The 17,063-nt window shown below is 63.1% G+C and carries 23 protein-coding genes and 1 pseudogene; 13 read left to right on the plus strand and 11 right to left on the minus strand.

The window, feature by feature from the left end:
- The coding region (locus tag HMPREF0591_RS29070) for an MMPL family transporter (RefSeq protein ID WP_007172432.1) at positions 1-1,008 on the minus strand (1,008 nt) is incomplete at its 3' end.
- A 360-nt stretch (positions 1,009-1,368) separates the two neighbouring features.
- On the opposite strand from HMPREF0591_RS29070, the gene HMPREF0591_RS29075 reads away from it, so the two are divergent.
- Complete coding sequence (locus HMPREF0591_RS29075) at positions 1,369-2,607, plus strand: GNAT family N-acetyltransferase (RefSeq protein ID WP_040624418.1); 1,239 nt, start codon at positions 1,369-1,371, stop codon at positions 2,605-2,607.
- A 64-nt stretch (positions 2,608-2,671) separates the two neighbouring features.
- The gene (locus HMPREF0591_RS29080; RefSeq protein WP_231614272.1) at positions 2,672-3,484 is read left to right on the plus strand and encodes a GAF and ANTAR domain-containing protein; all 813 of its coding nucleotides are present in this window, start codon (positions 2,672-2,674) and stop codon (positions 3,482-3,484) included.
- A 70-nt stretch (positions 3,485-3,554) separates the two neighbouring features.
- On the opposite strand, the gene HMPREF0591_RS33565 is transcribed toward HMPREF0591_RS29080, so the two are convergent.
- Both HMPREF0591_RS33565 and HMPREF0591_RS29085 read right to left on the minus strand, forming a co-directional pair.
- Positions 3,555-3,806, minus strand: a complete 252-nt coding sequence (locus tag HMPREF0591_RS33565) for a J domain-containing protein (protein WP_047324068.1) — start codon at positions 3,804-3,806, stop codon at positions 3,555-3,557.
- 662 nt (positions 3,807-4,468) lie between these two features.
- Entirely contained in the window at positions 4,469-4,891 is a 423-nt protein-coding gene (locus HMPREF0591_RS29085; RefSeq protein ID WP_007172438.1) for an Hsp20/alpha crystallin family protein, read from the minus strand.
- A gap of 111 nt (positions 4,892-5,002) precedes the next feature.
- On the opposite strand from HMPREF0591_RS29085, the gene HMPREF0591_RS29090 reads away from it, so the two are divergent.
- Both HMPREF0591_RS29090 and HMPREF0591_RS29095 read left to right on the plus strand, forming a co-directional pair.
- Positions 5,003-5,377 (plus strand): MerR family transcriptional regulator, encoded by a 375-nt coding sequence (locus HMPREF0591_RS29090; protein ID WP_007172439.1) that lies wholly within the window; start codon positions 5,003-5,005, stop codon positions 5,375-5,377.
- 2 nt (positions 5,378-5,379) lie between these two features.
- Positions 5,380-5,598 (plus strand): hypothetical protein, encoded by a 219-nt coding sequence (locus tag HMPREF0591_RS29095; RefSeq protein WP_007172440.1) that lies wholly within the window; start codon positions 5,380-5,382, stop codon positions 5,596-5,598.
- 11 nt (positions 5,599-5,609) lie between these two features.
- On the opposite strand, the gene HMPREF0591_RS29100 is transcribed toward HMPREF0591_RS29095, so the two are convergent.
- The 3 genes from HMPREF0591_RS29100 to HMPREF0591_RS32790 form a co-directional block, all read right to left on the minus strand.
- Positions 5,610-5,945, minus strand: coding sequence for an ANTAR domain-containing protein (locus tag HMPREF0591_RS29100; protein ID WP_007172441.1), 336 nt, complete (start codon positions 5,943-5,945; stop codon positions 5,610-5,612).
- A 77-nt stretch (positions 5,946-6,022) separates the two neighbouring features.
- Positions 6,023-6,457, minus strand: coding sequence for an Hsp20/alpha crystallin family protein (locus tag HMPREF0591_RS29105; protein WP_007172442.1), 435 nt, complete (start codon positions 6,455-6,457; stop codon positions 6,023-6,025).
- 151 nt (positions 6,458-6,608) lie between these two features.
- Entirely contained in the window at positions 6,609-6,830 is a 222-nt protein-coding gene (locus tag HMPREF0591_RS32790; RefSeq protein ID WP_007172443.1) for a hypothetical protein, read from the minus strand.
- Positions 6,831-7,597: 767 nt separating this feature from the next.
- Between HMPREF0591_RS32790 and HMPREF0591_RS29110 the strand changes: the two genes are divergently transcribed.
- From HMPREF0591_RS29110 to HMPREF0591_RS29120, 3 genes are all read left to right on the plus strand, one after another.
- Positions 7,598-8,074 (plus strand): lipase chaperone, encoded by a 477-nt coding sequence (locus HMPREF0591_RS29110; RefSeq protein ID WP_007172444.1) that lies wholly within the window; start codon positions 7,598-7,600, stop codon positions 8,072-8,074.
- A gap of 80 nt (positions 8,075-8,154) precedes the next feature.
- On the plus strand, positions 8,155-8,886 hold the full coding sequence (locus HMPREF0591_RS29115; protein ID WP_047324067.1) for a GAF and ANTAR domain-containing protein: 732 nt from the start codon (positions 8,155-8,157) through the stop codon (positions 8,884-8,886).
- A 190-nt stretch (positions 8,887-9,076) separates the two neighbouring features.
- Positions 9,077-9,661, plus strand: coding sequence for a recombinase family protein (locus HMPREF0591_RS29120; RefSeq protein WP_040624402.1), 585 nt, complete (start codon positions 9,077-9,079; stop codon positions 9,659-9,661).
- Between the two features lie 401 nt (positions 9,662-10,062).
- On the opposite strand, the pseudogene HMPREF0591_RS29125 reads toward HMPREF0591_RS29120, so the two are convergent.
- From HMPREF0591_RS29125 to HMPREF0591_RS29145, 5 genes and pseudogenes are all read right to left on the minus strand, one after another.
- Positions 10,063-10,383, minus strand: a pseudogene (locus HMPREF0591_RS29125) (FHA domain-containing protein); the annotation flags it as partial.
- Between the two features lie 38 nt (positions 10,384-10,421).
- The gene (locus HMPREF0591_RS29130) at positions 10,422-10,637 is read right to left on the minus strand and encodes a hypothetical protein (RefSeq protein ID WP_007172448.1); all 216 of its coding nucleotides are present in this window, start codon (positions 10,635-10,637) and stop codon (positions 10,422-10,424) included.
- 110 nt (positions 10,638-10,747) lie between these two features.
- Positions 10,748-11,170 (minus strand): hypothetical protein, encoded by a 423-nt coding sequence (locus tag HMPREF0591_RS34270; RefSeq protein WP_225325858.1) that lies wholly within the window; start codon positions 11,168-11,170, stop codon positions 10,748-10,750.
- Between the two features lie 38 nt (positions 11,171-11,208).
- Complete coding sequence (locus tag HMPREF0591_RS29140) at positions 11,209-12,045, minus strand: RNA polymerase sigma factor (RefSeq protein WP_007172450.1); 837 nt, start codon at positions 12,043-12,045, stop codon at positions 11,209-11,211.
- A 233-nt stretch (positions 12,046-12,278) separates the two neighbouring features.
- A complete protein-coding gene (locus HMPREF0591_RS29145) occupies positions 12,279-13,316 on the minus strand; it encodes a hypothetical protein (protein WP_040624406.1) in 1,038 nt (345 codons plus the stop codon).
- Between the two features lie 277 nt (positions 13,317-13,593).
- On the opposite strand from HMPREF0591_RS29145, the gene HMPREF0591_RS29150 reads away from it, so the two are divergent.
- From HMPREF0591_RS29150 to HMPREF0591_RS30580, 6 genes are all read left to right on the plus strand, one after another.
- Positions 13,594-14,400 carry a ParA family protein gene (locus HMPREF0591_RS29150; protein ID WP_040624407.1) on the plus strand — a complete coding sequence of 269 codons (807 nt, stop codon included), beginning with the start codon at positions 13,594-13,596 and terminating at the stop codon, positions 14,398-14,400.
- The gene (locus HMPREF0591_RS29155; RefSeq protein ID WP_040624408.1) at positions 14,397-14,795 is read left to right on the plus strand and encodes a hypothetical protein; all 399 of its coding nucleotides are present in this window, start codon (positions 14,397-14,399) and stop codon (positions 14,793-14,795) included. Before HMPREF0591_RS29150 ends, HMPREF0591_RS29155 begins: the two co-directional genes overlap by 4 nt.
- A gap of 193 nt (positions 14,796-14,988) precedes the next feature.
- On the plus strand, positions 14,989-15,183 hold the full coding sequence (locus HMPREF0591_RS29160; RefSeq protein ID WP_047324072.1) for a hypothetical protein: 195 nt from the start codon (positions 14,989-14,991) through the stop codon (positions 15,181-15,183).
- A 181-nt stretch (positions 15,184-15,364) separates the two neighbouring features.
- Positions 15,365-15,898 carry a hypothetical protein gene (locus tag HMPREF0591_RS29165; protein ID WP_007172456.1) on the plus strand — a complete coding sequence of 178 codons (534 nt, stop codon included), beginning with the start codon at positions 15,365-15,367 and terminating at the stop codon, positions 15,896-15,898.
- 325 nt (positions 15,899-16,223) lie between these two features.
- On the plus strand, positions 16,224-16,427 hold the full coding sequence (locus HMPREF0591_RS29170) for a hypothetical protein (protein ID WP_007172458.1): 204 nt from the start codon (positions 16,224-16,226) through the stop codon (positions 16,425-16,427).
- Positions 16,428-16,829: 402 nt separating this feature from the next.
- The coding region (locus HMPREF0591_RS30580; protein ID WP_244269129.1) for a helix-turn-helix domain-containing protein at positions 16,830-17,063 on the plus strand (234 nt) is incomplete at its 3' end.

Consider the following 17,063-nt stretch of genomic DNA (forward strand, 5'->3'; position numbering starts at 1 on the left):
CGGGCCCAGTAGCGCGATCGCCGCCGGCGTCACCACTACGGCAGCGACGGCCACGATGACGGCGGTGGCGACCACGGTGTAGGCCGACGACTTCAGGAAGTACATCGGAAACACCGCCAACACCGTCATCGACAAGCCGACGGTGGTGGCAGAGAACAGCACGGTGCGGCCCGCGGTGGCCATGGTGCGGAACAGTGCTTGGCTGGGATCGCCGCCGCATTCAGCGAGTTCTTCGCGGTAGCGGCTGATGATCAACAGGTTGTAATCGATCGCCAGGGCCAGGCCCATGGCGATGCTCAGATCCAGCGCGTACGTCGAGACGTCGGTGGTGAAGCTGATCAGCCGCAACACTGATAAGGTGCCGACGATCGTCAGTGCGCCCAAGATGATCGGCAGCGCTGCCGCTACCAGTCCGCCGAATACCCAGACCAAAACGGCGAAGCTTAGGGGAATGGCGAGGGCTTCCATGAGTATCAGGTCGCGCTGATTCTGTTCGTTGATCTGGTTGTAGGCCACGGCCATGCCGCCGGCGCGGACGGTGACGCCGTCGCGGTCGTGCACCAGTTCGCGGGCCAGCACGTTGGCGTACTTTTGCGCGTTGTTCTCCCCGCCTTTGAGGTTGGCCACGATCATCCCGGACTTGGTGTCCTTGCTAACGAGTGGAGCCGCAATCTGCGGCGGTGACGTCCAGGCCGAGGACACATTGAAGACCCACGGTGACTGTTGGAGTCGATCGACGATGTCGGTGCCGACCCGGCGCGCCGGAGCGCTGCGGGCGCCGGCGGGCGCGGTCACCACGATCAGCATCTTCTGATCAGTCTGAGCGAACTTGTCTCGGAGGATGTCGGTCGCCTTGGACGACTCCGAGGTCGGGTCTTGAAAGCCGCCAGCCGAGAGGCTGTTGATCACCGGGATGCCGAAGATCGCGGCCCCCATCAAGATCACCGCGGCGGCCGCGATGACACGTCGCGGTGCGGCAAGGGCGATGTGGGTAATTGCGCGCAGCATCCGGTTCCTCCGCTGAATCTCACTTCCCTGCTACCGCCGTAGCGGCCAGCCGCGATCCCGAAGACCACTGTGCTGCTAGCCTCAACACAAGCAGCGTCGCTTTGCCACCACCTTCGGAGCAGTTATACATCGTTGATCTCCCCGTCGTCTGAGACGCCGGGCTCTTACGCCGCAGTCGCACACCACATCTGGCCCAAATACCACTCTCGCCGAACATCACCAACGCGGGTCACCACCATCCGCGAGTGCGGCCCAATGTTCCGCGGGTCCCGAGTTCGTGCGTCGGCACCAAACAAACACGTCGCATCTAGGGGATCGATCGCTCGCGCAATGCGAGCGAAAAAATGAATGAAGGAACGATTGAATACACCGGACGATTCCATCAAAATACGATTTGCTACCGAAGAGGACTTGCAGACCGTCTACGAGAATCAGGCTCGCGCATACGGAATCTCAGTGGCGCCCGGGGACGTGGAAGGTTGGAAACGCAAGGTCGAGCTCGAGGACATCTTGGTGGCCGAGGATGTCTCAGATCCGCGGCGACCATTCCTGGTCGCGACTTCCCTCTGCTATAAACTGCGACTGACCGTGCCGGGCGGCACCAGTCTCCGAGCCGCATGGCTGGCCATGGTTACCGTCGCGGCCACCCATGAGGGCAGGGGAATCTGGCAGCAGATCAGCATCCAGGGCTTCGGAATACTTCAGGATCGAGGTTACCCATTTATTTGCGGTGTTCCCACCCAGCCAACGGTTTACGACATCTTGGGCGCCGGGGTGGCGAGCTATCACCGTACCTACAACATCGACCGGCGTTTCGCGAAACTGCGAGGTGAGCCGCTCCGAAAGCGCGCGCGCGAACTCAACGCTGCCGAGGCGCGATCCGAGGTCCCCCCTATCTATGAGCGCTGGTGCGGCATAACTCATGGTTCGCTGGCCCGGGACAGCGCTTGGTGGGATGACTATCTGGAAGACCGAGTGACCCAGCGGGACAACGGGTCCGAGCTGAACTTCATCATTCATCCAGACGGTTTCCTCACCTACCGAGTGATGGGAGGCAAACCACATGCGTTTCGCCCCCCTTTTGGCACCCTGGTTGTCCAGGATTTCTGCGCGATCACAGACGAAGCGCACACCGAGCTGCTCGCGACATTGCTGAGCCTGGAGTCCTTCAACGACATAGAGATTGAGCTGCCCGTCGATGATCCGCTTCCCCTCAAACTCAGGGATCCCCGGCCTGCCCAAACTGCGGGCATCAGCGATTTCCTTTGGCTGCGCATCATGAACGTGCCCGACGTGCTTGGCAAGCGGATCTATTCTGCTGACGTCGAGGTCGTCCTGGAAGTCACCGATCCGCTGGTCGTCGCTGGAGGCCGATACCTGCTCCAAACACGCGACGGCATCGGAACATGCACGCCCCATGACGGGCGACCAGACATCAGAATCGGCCTGGCCGAACTCGGAACGGTCTACATGGGCGCGCATTCCGTGTCAGAACTCCACGCAGCCGACCGCATCACGGAACTACGCAGCGGCGCGCTGGTCAATCTGGAAGCCGCCTTTAGCACCCAACGCGCACCTTATTCCGGCACGCTCTTTTAACCAGTGTTCCAGCACGTGGCCGACAAGGCCTCCGAGTTACCAGGTAGCGGCACGCTTCCAGCGCGTGCTGATCATTAGAATCAGCCGCACCAGTGCTCGTCGTGACCTGGTGGAGTGGAACCAGGGAACAATGACGGCTGCGGAACGACCAGATCCCTTGTTGCGCCTGGATGCCACAGCAGAGGCGATCGCGGGCCTGCGCGATGTTTTTGCCGCCGAGGAGCCGTTAAGCGATGTCTTGGTGCGGGTTGCTCAGACCGCCGTGAGGGCGATTCCGGACGCCGATGCTGTCAGTATCACCGTGATCAGCGGCAACGCCGGCAGCACTCCAGCGAGCACCGATGAACGGCTCATCGCCTTGGATCGCCTGCAGCTGGAGTCCGGGCAAGGGCCCTGCATGCAGGCGGCTCAGGAGCGTAGACCAGTGCGTGTGGAGATTGCTGCCGCGGACGGGAATCGATGGCCCGAATTCGGCGAAAATGCCAAAAAGCTTGGCGTTCGGGCCTGCTTGTCAGCGCCGTTGCTCGTCGATGACGGCGAACCCGAACTTGTTGGCTCACTTAATGTTTACAGCTACACCGCATCGGCGTTTGACCCGTTCGACGAGGGCCTGATCCGGCTGTATACGGTCACGGCCGGCCAAGCGATCACCAACGCCCGCCGGTGGCAGAAGACCCGCGATACCGTGAGTAGTCTGGAACGCGCGCTGACCTCGCGGGCCGAAATCGATCAAGCAAAAGGTGCGTTGATGGCTATCCATGGCTGCACCGCTGACGCGGCGTTTGAGAGGCTCGTCAGCATATCGCAGAAGCAGCACGTCAAATTGCACGAGGTCGCTCGCCAGGTGCTTACATCGATTCGCCGACCCGAGAAGTAGCTAGCAAGCCGTTCAAGGGGTCGTGGACCGGTTGATGCCAGTACTGGGACAGGGATACACGTGGATGTCATCACATCCATCGTCGTCGCGGCCATTGCTCGTGTGAATGCTCGACATCTACTAGGTGACTGGCCGCGAGCGCGGTCATCGAATTATCGATGTTCTGGCCGTAGATGGCTCGGCGGTGCGGGTCACGCAGCAGCGTGTATGCGGCTAGGACCTGCTGCAACCGGGTTTGTGTGTCCGTGATTTCAGCCGGAGTGGCGGCAGGTGTTACGCCGAGCGCGGCGTAAAGATCGTGGGGATGGGGGCCTTGGTTCATGTCTGGCCTTGTGTCGAAGGTGTGGACAGTCCGGCTAGAAGAGGGGTCGATCTTGGCTTGGGGACCGCCAACGCCCACCCCAAGCGCATTAGCTAATTCGGGCGGGGTAGGCGAGGCCCGCCGCCCCCGAAGGGAGGAGGGACGGCGGGCCACGTCGTATTGTGCGGTATTCACGCATCGCCCAGTGCTGCTCGGTGTGCCACGTCGGTGGCGGTGCGCGCGCAGGTCAGCGCCTGCGTCGTGCGCGTGGTGAGGTCGCTGTGGACGGCACGCGAATCACTGCCGGTGGGTGTTGGTCATTAGTCAGGGCATCACCTCCCGTTCACAAGGGCCGGCGGCTAGGGACTGGTTGTGCGCGTCGGAGGAGACCGCTGGGTGGGCCACACTCGATTCTGCCGCCGCCGGGTGGACCCCTGGCTGCTGTCACTAGGTGGCCGGGAGGGTCGGTCGAGGGTGGTGGTGACAGCGGCGACTTGGGTAGGCCGTGGCCGGGCGGCGGGCGCCTCGGCGACTTGGGGCTCGCTCAACGCGGTGTCGAGTTGCAGGCGCATCCACTCGGCGCGCACGATCCTCTCGGCTTCGTCGAGCACTGTGTCAGTGAGCGTGTCGATAGCCATCTTTGTCACCCCCTTCGCTTGGCGCGCCGGTGGCCGGAGTTGTCCTTAGGCGTTGATCGCCGTTTTTTGGCCGTCGTGATTGATCTCGATACGCCGCGGCTTGGCCTTCTCGGCCACCGGGATCGTCAGCCGTAAGACCCCGTCGTGGTAGCTGGCCTCGATCTTGTCGGTGTCAAGGTTTTCACCGAGGAACAGTTGGCGGCTGAAAACGCCGCGCGGGCGTTCGGCGGACAGCATTTCCCGGTTTTGGTCCAGGCCGGGGCGCTCGGCACGCACGGTGAGCATGTTGCGCTCCACGTCGAGATTGAGTGAATCCGCTTGCACGCCAGGCAGATCGAATTCGATGATGAAATGCTCGCCGTCTCGCCAGGCGTCCATCGGCATCACCGCTGGACGGGCGGCTGTGCCGAAGACCTGTTGGGTCCAGCGGTCGAGGTCACGGAACGGATCTGTACGCATCAGCGCCATGATTTCACCTCCCAAATCAAGGGGCAGATCTATGTCTACAGGTATAAGTTTTTGATAGCACTACGTGTATACTTCCGCAAGTAGCCGGTACAAGTTTCCGAGGGGGAAGCCGTGGCCGATGACCCGACAGCCCGGTCGGCGCGCGGTCTCTACGGGATCTCGGTAACCTCCGAGTTGTCCGGGATCGCTCCGCAGACGCTGCGGCTCTATGAGCGCCGTGGACTGCTGGCCCCCTCACGCACCGACGGGGGAACACGCCGCTACAGCGACGAGGACCTTCAGCGCCTGCAGCGCATCACCGAACTGGTCGACCAAGGCGTCAACCTGGCCGGCGTTGCCCGAATCCTGGACCTAGAAACTAAAAATGACCAGCTGCAATCCGACTACACCCAGCTAGAGCTGCGCAATGCCCAACGTAAGGTCAGCCGCAAACCGGCGGCCGGTCGCAGTCTGGGCGGGAAACGAGGAAGGAAGGGGTCGTCCTGATCATGAAGTACACCGAGAACATTGTTCTGCCCGACGACGCGTCCGAGGCAGACGCGATCGATCAGGCGCGGGTGATCGATGTTGACGATGACACCGGACTCGACCCGACCCAGCTCGATGCGCTTGGTGATCGGGACGTCAGCGAAACCGACGTGATCGACCAGGCCACTATCGTGCCCGCCCCGAGGGAAATGATCGAAACGCGAAGCAGCATCCGCTGACCTGCAATAGGTTAGGCGTTCTCGGCGGGAAGGTCGTGCAGATCGTGCAGCCGCGGCGCCGGGGCGCTATCGCGTTCGCTGACAGCGAACAAGTTTCCCCAGGTGGCAAGTGCGACAGCGGCGGCAGCATGGTCGAGGTCCTGCGACAGTTGGTCTTCGGCGATGGCGACCAGCGCGTCGGCCAGGTTGACCGGGTTGACGTCGTGTCGCTTTGCGGTCTGCATCAGTTCGACGAATGCTTGGTCGACGCGGTAGCGCCGCAGGGTGACCAGGACTCCTTCGGCGGTATCGAGAATCCGCGCACCGGTGCGGCGCGAGTCGCGCGGCCGACGAGGATACTCAGTCATGGCTGATCACCTCCTTTTCCACAGCAACAACCGGGCAGGTGGGTGGTGTCTGGTCGGTGACACCACCCACCGACGGCTCAGGCGATGGCCTTTTGTTCACGGCCGGTCGTAATCGCGACCTTGCGCGGCTTGGCCGCCTCGGCCACCGGAACCGTCAGCCGCAGCACCCCGTCGGTATAGCTGGCGCCGATGTGGTCGGTATCGAGCTGATCGCCCAACAACAGCTGCCGGCTGAACACCCCGTGCGGGCGCTCGGCGGCCACCCAGTCATGGCCCTCATCGCCCACATACGGGCGCTCGGCGCGCACCGTCAGCGCGCCCTGGTCGGCTGTCACCTCGATCGAGTCGGGATAGACGCCTGGCACGTCGAGCTCCACGATGAACGTGTCGCCGTCACGCCAGACATCCATCGGCATCACCGCCGGGCGCGCGGCGGTACCCACAGGGTTCCCCCACGGTTGGGTGAGTCGGTAAAGATCACGAAAGAGCGGCTCGAACCCCAACATTGTCATCACCTCCTGCTACCTATTATCTACATCTTCCAATGCATATAATTGCTGGCTCCGAGGACATATTCCTGAGGTTTCCCGCTAGACGCATGTTCTGCCTGACAACGCCACTGCCTGACACGGGGATGCCCTGGCCGTGTCGGCTACCTGGGGGTCACCGGTGAGCAGCTCGTGATAACAACTTCAATAATGTGTTTCGCCGCTTGGCCAGTGCGCGGTGTTGGTGGGCCGACCAGTCTTGCACGGGTGGCAGCGTTAGCTGCAGAGTCAGGGCGGTGTGGCGCAGGGCGGGGTCGGAGGTGCTGTGGGCGATATCGGCCAGAATCTTGTGAATCCTGCGGTCGATAGGGTGCACCGCATCCTGATCATCACCCATCGGCGCAATCTACCCCCGAGGAAGGGGGTTGGGCAGGCCACCGGCTGCTTCGCTGTGGTTTAGCACTGCTCATCTGTGTGTGAACCAAGTGGCGGGCTTGAGGGGCGGCCAAATAGAGCATCAAGCAGCAGTCCGTAGCCGTTTTGCCGCAAACTGATCCGCAGCACAGGATGAGGGGTGTTAGAGGAAAGCCAGCGCTTAAGTGCCTCGTGTTGGTGTCGAGCTGATGCGGAACTGATCCCCAGCATCCGCATCAATGCCGGCATGGTCGACGGACCAGGATGCGATGTCACCGGGCTAGTCGCGGTGTCCGGGGATGCCGCGCACCCCGGTGGGTGCGGGCCGCCCGCGGGGCTGCGCGGGTCCCGGTTATCACGCCGCGTGAACCCATGTGGTCGCTTCATCGCGTCACCTCACCTGAGAGCTTGTAGCAAACGGTTTGCCGAATTCGGTTCAGCTGCTTGTCCACGCTTATTTAGATGTCCTAGGTTTTATGGAAACCAACGCGTGAGCACATCGTCGTAATCCCGCTCAGGATCCACCGCGGGCAAGCAGCGATCGCCCGTTGGGCCTCACCCACCGGCTTTGTTTAACGTTGGCGGAAGCCAAGGCGCACAGGGCTAACGGCTATGCTGCTATTGGCCGGGGACGGCGGAAGTTCCGAACCGGCGATGATGGTCGTACTAAACGCTCGCTCGGTTCTTGGGTTGCCCCGTCCAGTCAGCATCTTGCAGTTCAATGGGCACCGGTGAGAGAGGGGGGCACCCATGAGCGGCAGGGACGCGGTCGAGAACGGACAGGCTGCGGTGGCAGAAACCGACGGGTTAAATCTGGTGTCGCAGCCGCTAGGGTATGCGGTCACCGGCCACACCGATGTCGGCCAGGGCACCGACGATCCCACTGCTCGCCAATTCACCGTCCACCGCATCGACCACCCGGTCGCCCAGGGCGCCAGCTTCGATACCGCCGACGCGGTCCGTGCCCATCTTGACGAGTTGGCAAAGCTGCCCCGCTGGCGCCTGGATCTCGATGACGAGTCGATCCGGTTCGACACCACCACGCTCACGGTCACCGACAAACGAACCGGGGAAAGCTTTTGCCTCAAAGCATGGAAATCGTTTGGGATCGCCGGCGTCATTCTTGGAGATCAAACGCCCTGCGCACCCGTGGGCGTGCGCCACATCTCGGTAGTTGCTGAACGACCTCCCACGATCGGACATTGGTACAACTCAGACGACGGCTAAGCCGCACGCCATCCCACCGCCACGGAACGGGGCGCCCGGCGCGCTGTGCCTTTCTTTTACTAGGGATCCGCGTTGTCAAGATGGCTGGAAAGAACGGTGACCCCCTGACGACACCTAAAGACGACGCCGCAGCGAAGAACATCCGGGCGGCGATGGCCGAATTGGCCACCAACTTCGCCACTCACACTGACCTCATCCCAATCCTCGAAGCCGTAACGGCCCAGGCAGTACAGCTGATCAGCGCGGTCGACATCGCCGGCATCCTGCTCATCGACGGCGAAAGACACCAGGCGCTGGCTTCCACTGCGCCGCTGGCTGCCGAACTCGGCATCGCTCAGCTCGACCTTCGGGAAGGTCCGTGTTTGGACGCGATCTCCAATCAGCCGCTCGTGCACTGCGCCGATTTTGCCCGCGACTCCCGCTGGTCACGGTTCGCCGCGGCCGCGCTGACCGCCGATATTCACAGCATGATGTCGTTCCACCTCTACTCCCATCCCAAGACGCACGGCGAGCTCGGCGGCCGCGGCGCGCTGAACCTGTTTAGCCGCAAGGCAAACTCTTTCACTCTGGCTGACCAAGCCGTCGGTGCAATGCTGGCCACCCACGCCGCAACCGCCCTTATCGCCGCCAACAAGCAAATCCAGTTCGACTCTGCCCTGGCGAGCCGCGACGTCCTCGGCCAAGCCAAAGGAATCTTGATGGAACGCTTCAAAGTAGATGCCGTGCGAGCGTTTGAAATGATGGCCAAGCTGTCTCAGGACACCAACACCCCCGTACGCGTCATCGCCCAGCGCATCGTAGAGACCATCTGAACCGGCGATGCTGGTCCGGTCAGGCGCATGTGCTGTGTAATGGACCCTGCCGTCTCGTAACTAAAGAAACGAGACCGGCGATCAGCGCCCGCTCCTCGGGGTATCCGCCCAGGTTGCGCTGTCTCATTTCCTGTCTCATACCGCGTGTCTCGAATCCCTACTGTCGGTGAGCAATGAGACAGTCATCGCTATGACGACAATCCTCGGTTACGCACGAGTCAGCACCACCGGCCAAGACCTCGACGCACAGCTCTCAGCGCTGACCGCGACCGGCGTCGACGCCGGTCGCGTGTTCACTGACACGCTTTCCGGTTCGGCTAAGACCGCCCGCCCGGGCCTGGCGGCGATGCTGGATTATGCCCGCACCGATGACATCGTCGTGGTCACCGCGATCGACCGCCTCGGCCGCTCCGTCGCCGAAGTCACCCGCACCATCGCCGAACTTAGTGAGCGTCGAATCACGTTGCGCGCCTTACGCGAAGGGATAGATACCGCCACCTCGACCGGCCGCGCGGTAGCAGCGATCATGGCCACCCTCGCCGAACTCGAGCTCGAGCTCGGGCGGGAGCGCCGCGCCGCAGCTCGCGAATCTCGACGCCGCCGCCAACTGCCGGCGACCAAGCCACACAAACTGTCCCTGGCCCGCCAAGACCAGCTCCGTAGGCTTGCGGCGACCGGTGAACCGGTCTGCGAGCTTGCCGAAGCATTCGGCATCGGACGCGCTACCGCGTATCGCTATCTTGCTGGCGCGAACGTCGGACCCGCTGACTCTTAATCAGCGGGTCCAGCGCTTAAGCCGCTGGCCCCCGAACCGTTCGGTTTCGGTTAATGGTTGGGGTGAGCTAGAACCTGGCTACCCTGGCGGCACCTCTCGGTTGCTGGATTCAGCCTGGCACTGCAGTTGCGGCGACGTTCGTCAGGAACCCCGAGCCAACAGATGCAGATGCAGTTAGTACCGCACATTTCGTGTAGTCACCGTTCATACGCATCGCCTCCTTTCGCTTGCCGCCTCGAAATCGAGACCACAGACCTGGAATGGCGTAGAGCAGTACGGCCGCCACAACGATGGGCAGTGCCAGAACCTGGTTTACCAGGCTCAATCCAGCACTGAGCAGTCTACCTGGCCTATCGCCGCCGGGGCGTTTCTGCCGCCAAGGTAGCGGGGCCCGCGCAGTGTCAGGCCGTGTTGCGGGTAGTCAGGAACATCAGACGGAACTTGCCCATCTGGATCTCGTCACCGTTGGCTAGCACCGCCGAGTCGACCAATTCACGGTTGACATAGGTGCCGTCGGGGCTGTCGATGTCGACAACCTGGAATTGTCCGTTCTCCCGCCGAAACTCGGCGTGGTGCGGGCTGACGGTGATGTCGTCGAGGACAATGTCATTGTCGGCGTGCCGGCCGGCGGATGTGACGGGCCGATCCAGCAGGAACCGGGACCCGGCGTTGGGGCCGCGCTTCACGACCAGCAGGGCCGCGCCGGTCGGCAGTCCTTCCACTCTCCAGTCGATGTTGCTCACGGTCCGGACGACCTGGCTTAGTTCCCTCGGCGTAGCGCTTCAAGTTCGTCGAGCAGCGCGTTGTAGCGCTCCATCGACATCACCACGGCGGCCGGCTTGGCGTCGGCGTCGGTCAGCACAACATTGCCGGCAACACTTTGCCGGATGAGGTGGGCGTGCAACTCGCGGACCGGGATCAGGTCACTCGGTACGCCTTGGGCGCCGCCCAGGGCTTCAACAGTGGTCATCTTCATCTTCGGTAAGGCTCCTTATCTGAAATCAATTTTAGCGGCTGCGAGTCGCGGAATCCCTTGGTGCGCAGTACAAAATGACTCGCACCAAGGGATTGCTCGCTGCACCGAGGTCAGCCGCGCTCGGTTGTGGTTGTGTTCGGATGGCGGGCGGCCGTGGAGCCCTTGACGTAGCGGCCGGTGACGGCACTGCGATGGTGGGTTCCGCTGCCGGTGTTGCGGCCGCTGCCGGCTTCGGTGACTGTCGTGCGCGGGTTGCGCGCGGCGGTCGAGGCTTTGACGTAGCGGCCGGTGACGGCACTGCGGTGGTGGCCTTTGGCCATGGTGTTCTCCTTTTCTTGTTGATCGACCGGGTCGGTTGAACCGGACACCGGTCTTATAAATCTGGCGCGAGGGCTCATCCCTGAATCCATGGCCGTCAATGCGGAAGTTCGTTGTGCGCGCGCGGCCGCGCGCTCTGCTGCAGCCCGGACGATCGCCTCGGCCTTTTTCGTCGACACCCGTCGGCGCGCGGCCTTGGCCGAGCGGGTGCCCAACGATGACCGCTCGATGAGGCGATTGATGGATCTGTCGCTCATCCTGACCTCCTCTGACGACGCTGTGCGCGTTGGTAATCGAGCATGTTGCTGATTTGGCGGGCGTCGGTCATACCGAGCCGTTCGGCGATTTCGTCGTAGCTGTAGCCACCGATGTGCTTGAGCACCAGCGCTTCGCGGGCGCGCTCCGTGCTGACTTGGGCCAGGGCGTCGGCGACGTCCTGGCGGGCCACCACTTCGGCCTCAATTCCCCTGATCGGGTCGAACCACTCTTCGGCCATCTCGTCCGCCGGGATCTCGCGGTGCTCCTCGCCATTGATCTCGGCCCGCAGCGCCTTGTTGTAGACGTTGGCGAACCGATAGAGGCACTGGCCGATGAAGAACGTACCTAAGCTTGCACCCCGGCCGGCGTCCCAGCGGCCGGCGCGCAAGACGCGTTCCCGGAAGTAGTCCAGGGCCAGCACCACGGTATCGGTGGCGAGATCGACGCACAGTTCAGCATCGGGCCATCCGTCGCGCCGGCCAAGACCAAAGCCGGTCAGCGTTTTGACCCGCCCGTAGATCAGGCCGCGGCGGATCCAGCTCGATATCACGCCCATTCCGTAGCGGGCCATCTCGCGGGCGAATCGGTCCCAGGGGCGGCCAGCAAAGCCGTTTAATTGCAGTTCAAGCACGAGTTCTTCATCGGCTTCAAGGCGCCGCAGGTTTTCTTGCTCGACCGCGAGCTCCTTGTCTCCTAGCCACTGGCCAATGAGCTGGTCGTTCCCGCCGTCATAGCCGGGATAGTCCTCATCGCTCCTGGTTTCTGCCTGACCATCGGGTTGTACATGCGCGGGATCCACGCGGGAGCCGGGGGTCCGGTCCGGTCGATCCATGGGCTACATCTCCGGTGGGGCGAGCAAGAGACAGCCGAACGCTTTCGGTTGTCGCTTTCTCTTAAATCGCGGCCCGGCCCTGACCCCTGAAAATTCCCGGAAGAATTTTTCGACGTGCCTTCCAGCCGGTCTCACCACCCCGCGCCGCCGGCGAATCACCTTCTGGTCGGAGCAGCTGCCGTACCCAGTATCCAGCAGAAATGTATCGCGCGGCCACCATGGCGCGCCGGCGGTCACCAGCCGCCCAGCCACCCTCGTTCGGCCGCAGCCTGGCGCAGCTGGTGAACTTCGCGGTTGAGCGCGCGCTCGTCCCGGGCCTTTCCCGCGGCCAGGATGGTCTGGCCAAGTTCCACATCCAGTGCGGTGTCTCGCCAAATCGCGGCTACATCGACGCAGTTGGACCGTACTGCCGATCGCAGACGATCGCGCACCCGCAGACTGGGACCGTCCCCGAGTGCCAGGTCGGTGAACCAGAGCTCGTTGCGGACCTCCAGCATTTTGTCTTCTTCGACCGCGCCGATGAATTGCCGGCCCATGTCGATCACCATGAAGCCCATCTGCTTCGCCATGTAAAAGGTGGTGACGTGCGCCTTGCGGCACACCAGGATCGGGGCAACGGTGGCATCGGGGCGGGCCTGTTGCACCAGGACGCCTTTGGCCAACAACTGGTAGAGCTCCGGTGCCGAGGGATAAATCCACTGCCGAATATTTTTCACCTCGAATAGCAGGGTCACTGGATCACCGGGCACTCCGTCATCGCTGATCGGCACGGTGACTCCGGCGCTGTCGAGGGGTCCTGGCAACCTCAGCCCGAGCAACCGCGCGACCGCCCCGGCCCCTGGTTCGGTCGGCAGTACCGCTCCGGACTCCAAGATGCCCGCGCGCACCGCCGCCTCCCCCGCCGGTCCGATCAGACCTTTGGGATGGCGCTTGGTTCCCGACGCCCATCCCAGATACCGGCCGTAGAGCAGTCGCTTGCGTGCGGCGGCACGGTCGATCCGGTCGGCGCGGCCGGCGCGGTTGGTCGGCTGCAGCATCTCGATCTGAGCGCCGCCGCGGGTCTGGCCGGTTACCCATTCCATCTCGCCGCTCTGGACCAGGTCGCGCAGGGCGTTGGAAACGTGGTGTGGGTTGATGTTCTGCCCGGAACCCGACCAGTACCCCTCGGCTATACGGCTCTCCAGCTCGCGGCGCAGAGCCGCGTGCTGGGTGGCGATGATCTCGCGGATGCGTTCGGCGGCGCGAGCATCGTATTCCGCCGGCGAGACCACACTGGAAGTATCCGCGACCTGACCGGGAGTGGAACGGGATGAAAAGGCCTTCATACCCATTCAGGGCCCAGATGCGCACTTCTACACGGCTTTGGGCGGCCGCGTTCCGTTTCACCGCATCTCAGACGCCGTATATAGAAGTTAATGGGGGCCTGGGATTGTGCGAAACAGCGCTCCATGCATGTTTACTTACATGCAAGCAGGGCAACTTGCATGTAAGTAAACATGAGAGAATGTCTGTAGTCATACATGTATGCAAAGCGGTATGCTTCCTGTCATGGATATTTCCGCAGATGAGCGGTGCGAAATCGTGGCAGTGGCGCTGCAGAAGGGGGGCGTGGGCAAGACCACCACGACGATTAACCTCGCGGCGAATCTTGCTGCGATGGGTCTTCGTGTTCTAGTGATCGACATGGATCAGCAAGCCCACAGCACCAAAGGGCTCGGCATCGAGCTGGGCGCCGACGATGCGTCTATGTACGAGGTGTTGCATCCGGACAGAACGATGCGCGTTCCGCTGGCCAAGGTCATCCGGCCGAGCCAGTTCGGAATCGATGTCGCGCCCGGCCACCTCGCGCTCAAGGAGCTCGAGCGCACCGGCCTCGGATCCGGTGGCCAGCTGCGCCTAGCGCGCCAACTCGACGACATCGAGGGCTACGACTTCGTGCTCATGGACTGTCCACCGGCATTGGGCGAGTTAACGACCGCAGCGCTCGCCGCCGCGGATTACGTCTTAGCGGTACTCAAGGCCGGCCCCGATGAAGTCGACGGCCTGGTCGAACTGGGCAACTCGATCCTCGACGTCCAGGAGACCCTCAACCCGGACGTGCAAATCCGATATGTGCTGCTGGCCGACTTCGACGGCAATCCCAAGGCCAGCAAGGACGTGCGCAAGCAACTGCGCGCCGATTGGGGCGAGTGGGAGGCCGGCGGTGCATACCTCGGCGAAATTCCGCACACCGTACGAGTCGTGGAGGCCAAGGGCAAGCGCATGCCCGTCCACGTGCACGCCCCGACCAGCACGGCCGCAGTGGCATACCGAGAGGTCGCCGAACGCATCGCGGCCAGGCGGCAAGCAGCATGAACGCAGCGAAGCCCAGCGGTCTACAGGTCGGCTCGACCAGACCCTTGTCTCGCGCGGAGCGCCGGGCCGAGGCCGCACGAGTCAAAGCCGACGAAGCTCCCCCCGAACCGGCAACAGTCAGCCCACCGCCTCAGGACGATGACGTTCCGCCGGCGCCGGTGGTAACCCCCGACGAGCGAAACGAAGTCGCCGAGCCGCCGGTGCGGCTGAAAGCCCGACAGCGCAAGGCGAAAAACCCGTTCGCTACCCAACTGCACTCAGGGACGTTGGCCCGGCTCGAATGGATCAAGGCCCGCGGATACGCCATCACCGATACCGTCGACGAAGCCATCAACACCTACCTCGACAACGCGGGTATCCCCAGACCAGACCACAACGACCGCATGCCCAGTTGAGCTGACGTGCCATGTCCTTCCTCGCCGCCAATTGTGGCGAACGTGGTGGTGTCGGCGGTCAAGGCCACGCCGCTACGCGGTCGACGACGGTCGAGTCTTGACACCCAATACCACCACGCACAACAGCGGCCACTACGAGAAGGGCAGGCGCGAAGGCGCACAAATGTCAGGAGCGAGTCATACCGTGGACATCATGAACGCGAACACGCCGCCGGCCGCCAAGCCGCCGCAACCAGGTTCCGCCGAGCACTGGGCAGCATGGCTGGACAAATACGGCGACGACTACGCCACCGACGATGAACGTCGCGCCGCCTACCAGGACTTTAAGACCAATCTCGCCAGCTTGAAGACCGCCTTCGAGCCGCAACCCGCCGCCAGCGAGTCATAAAACCCTTCTCAATTCGTGTTGTACCGGGGTGACTGCACCCCTTGTCGCTAGCGTCCCTAATCATGCGGGTCGGCGGGGTCAACCTCTCCTGCAGCGGCCGCGGGATGTGCTGCGGTTGCACCCCCGCCGTAATCCGTGCAGGCCGCAGCGCGGCGAAACTCTCCGGTGCCCGGAGCATGCCGTGACCGCTCGCCACGTCTACGTCGACGAGACCAAACACCGCGACTACCTGATGGTGGCCGCAGTCGTGTTGGGCGAGGACCTGACGTCGGCTCGTGGTGTCGTTCAGGATCTGCTCAAGCCGGGCCAGCAGCATCTCCATATGAAAGACGAGGCGGACGGTCGCAAAGAGACCATCGCCAAGACGCTCGCCGCGGCCGATCTTCGCGCGACGGTCTATGACGCGGGTCGACGACACCACACCCAGGTGCTCGCCCGGGCCGCGTGTCTATCCGCACTGGTTGATGATCTGGCCGCCAGCGATGTCGAAACCTTGATCGTCTTAGATCAGGACGAGACCCTCGTGCAATCCGATCGCCGGCTGCTCTACCACGCTGTGCGTGCCGCAGGCCGAGAGGCCACATTGCGCTATGAGCACCGGCGCGCGGCCGCAGAACGCCTACTCGGTATTCCAGATGCCTTCGCCTGGTGTTGGGCCAAGGGCGGGTATTGGCGATCCCACATCCGATCCGTGATAACGGTGCAGACGGTCTGAACCCACCCCAGATACGCGCGAAGCCCGAGCGCCGCGGTCGTCCGGCCGGGTCTCGGGCTCACTTCCTGCAGCTATTGCCGCAGACACGCCTATATTAGCCCACATCGCCCTATCGGGCCAGGCGTTGCCATAATCGCGTCATACTACCCGTCCCTGCTGGGAGGCGGGTTTTTATCGCCCGTCTTGCTGCAGACGGTTATCCGTACCGGCGCCTCAGCTCTTCACCCGCTGGTCGTGTTTCCGGCCGCGGTCTTGATCACGAAAACATCACGGGCGCACGGCGTGTCGGGCGATATCTATCAGATAGTCATGTGAGGGTTGGCGTATGGCGCAACCGCACAAGGGTCAACGAAAGCTCATCATGTGTCGCCCAGCTGAAGCGGTTTATGACGAGGCGAAAGCCGAGGCCGCTCAGCGAGGCATGAGCCTGTCGCAGCTCGTTGCTGATGTCCTGGCATATCGGTACGGCCGTGAGGACCTTGTCCGCGAACTCGACCAGAAGATGGAGGTTCTGCCGCTGGCGATCTGACAGCCCCGCCTCGGCGACCAATGCTTGGTTTCACTGCGGGACGCTGAGGCACACGTGACAGCTGAATAAACGGCGAAACCCCCGGCTGGCGGGCCGAGGGTTTCCGCTTCCCCGAAGGGACGTGTCTTGGTGGACTCGTCTCACGGTAGCGCATACCCCAAGCGGGTTCTAGAGGCGCACCGTGATGTTTCAGAAACCGATACATTTCTGCCCGCTTATCGCGGGTGTACACGCCTACAGCCGCGGCGCGGAGCGGCCCGCACGGGTCCGCGTGCGCACGCGTTGTTGGCGGCCAACTGCCGCACGATTGCGGCGGCCATTGTGCTCGAGCTCGGCGATGCCCCGTACGCGGGTGTGCCGTGCTGGGCTGGCGCGGATCGGTGGGCCCGGTGGACGGTTCCGGTGGCCTACGACTTGCGCTACGACGCCGACGTTCGCCCGCACATGGGGGCCAACCAGATCAGCCGGCGCGCGCTGCTGCGCATCGCCCAGGCCCGCGCACGTTATGCCGATTACACCACCGGCCGGGATTGCCGGCCCAGCAATGAGCGGCTGGCCACCGACACCGGTTACGACGTGCGCACCATCCAGCGCGCCAACACCGTGCTGCGGTTGCTGGGGGTGGCTACCGAGGTG

Origin of the sequence: Mycobacterium parascrofulaceum ATCC BAA-614, from assembly GCF_000164135.1 — a bacterium.
GTDB classification, from domain to species: domain Bacteria; phylum Actinomycetota; class Actinomycetes; order Mycobacteriales; family Mycobacteriaceae; genus Mycobacterium; species Mycobacterium parascrofulaceum.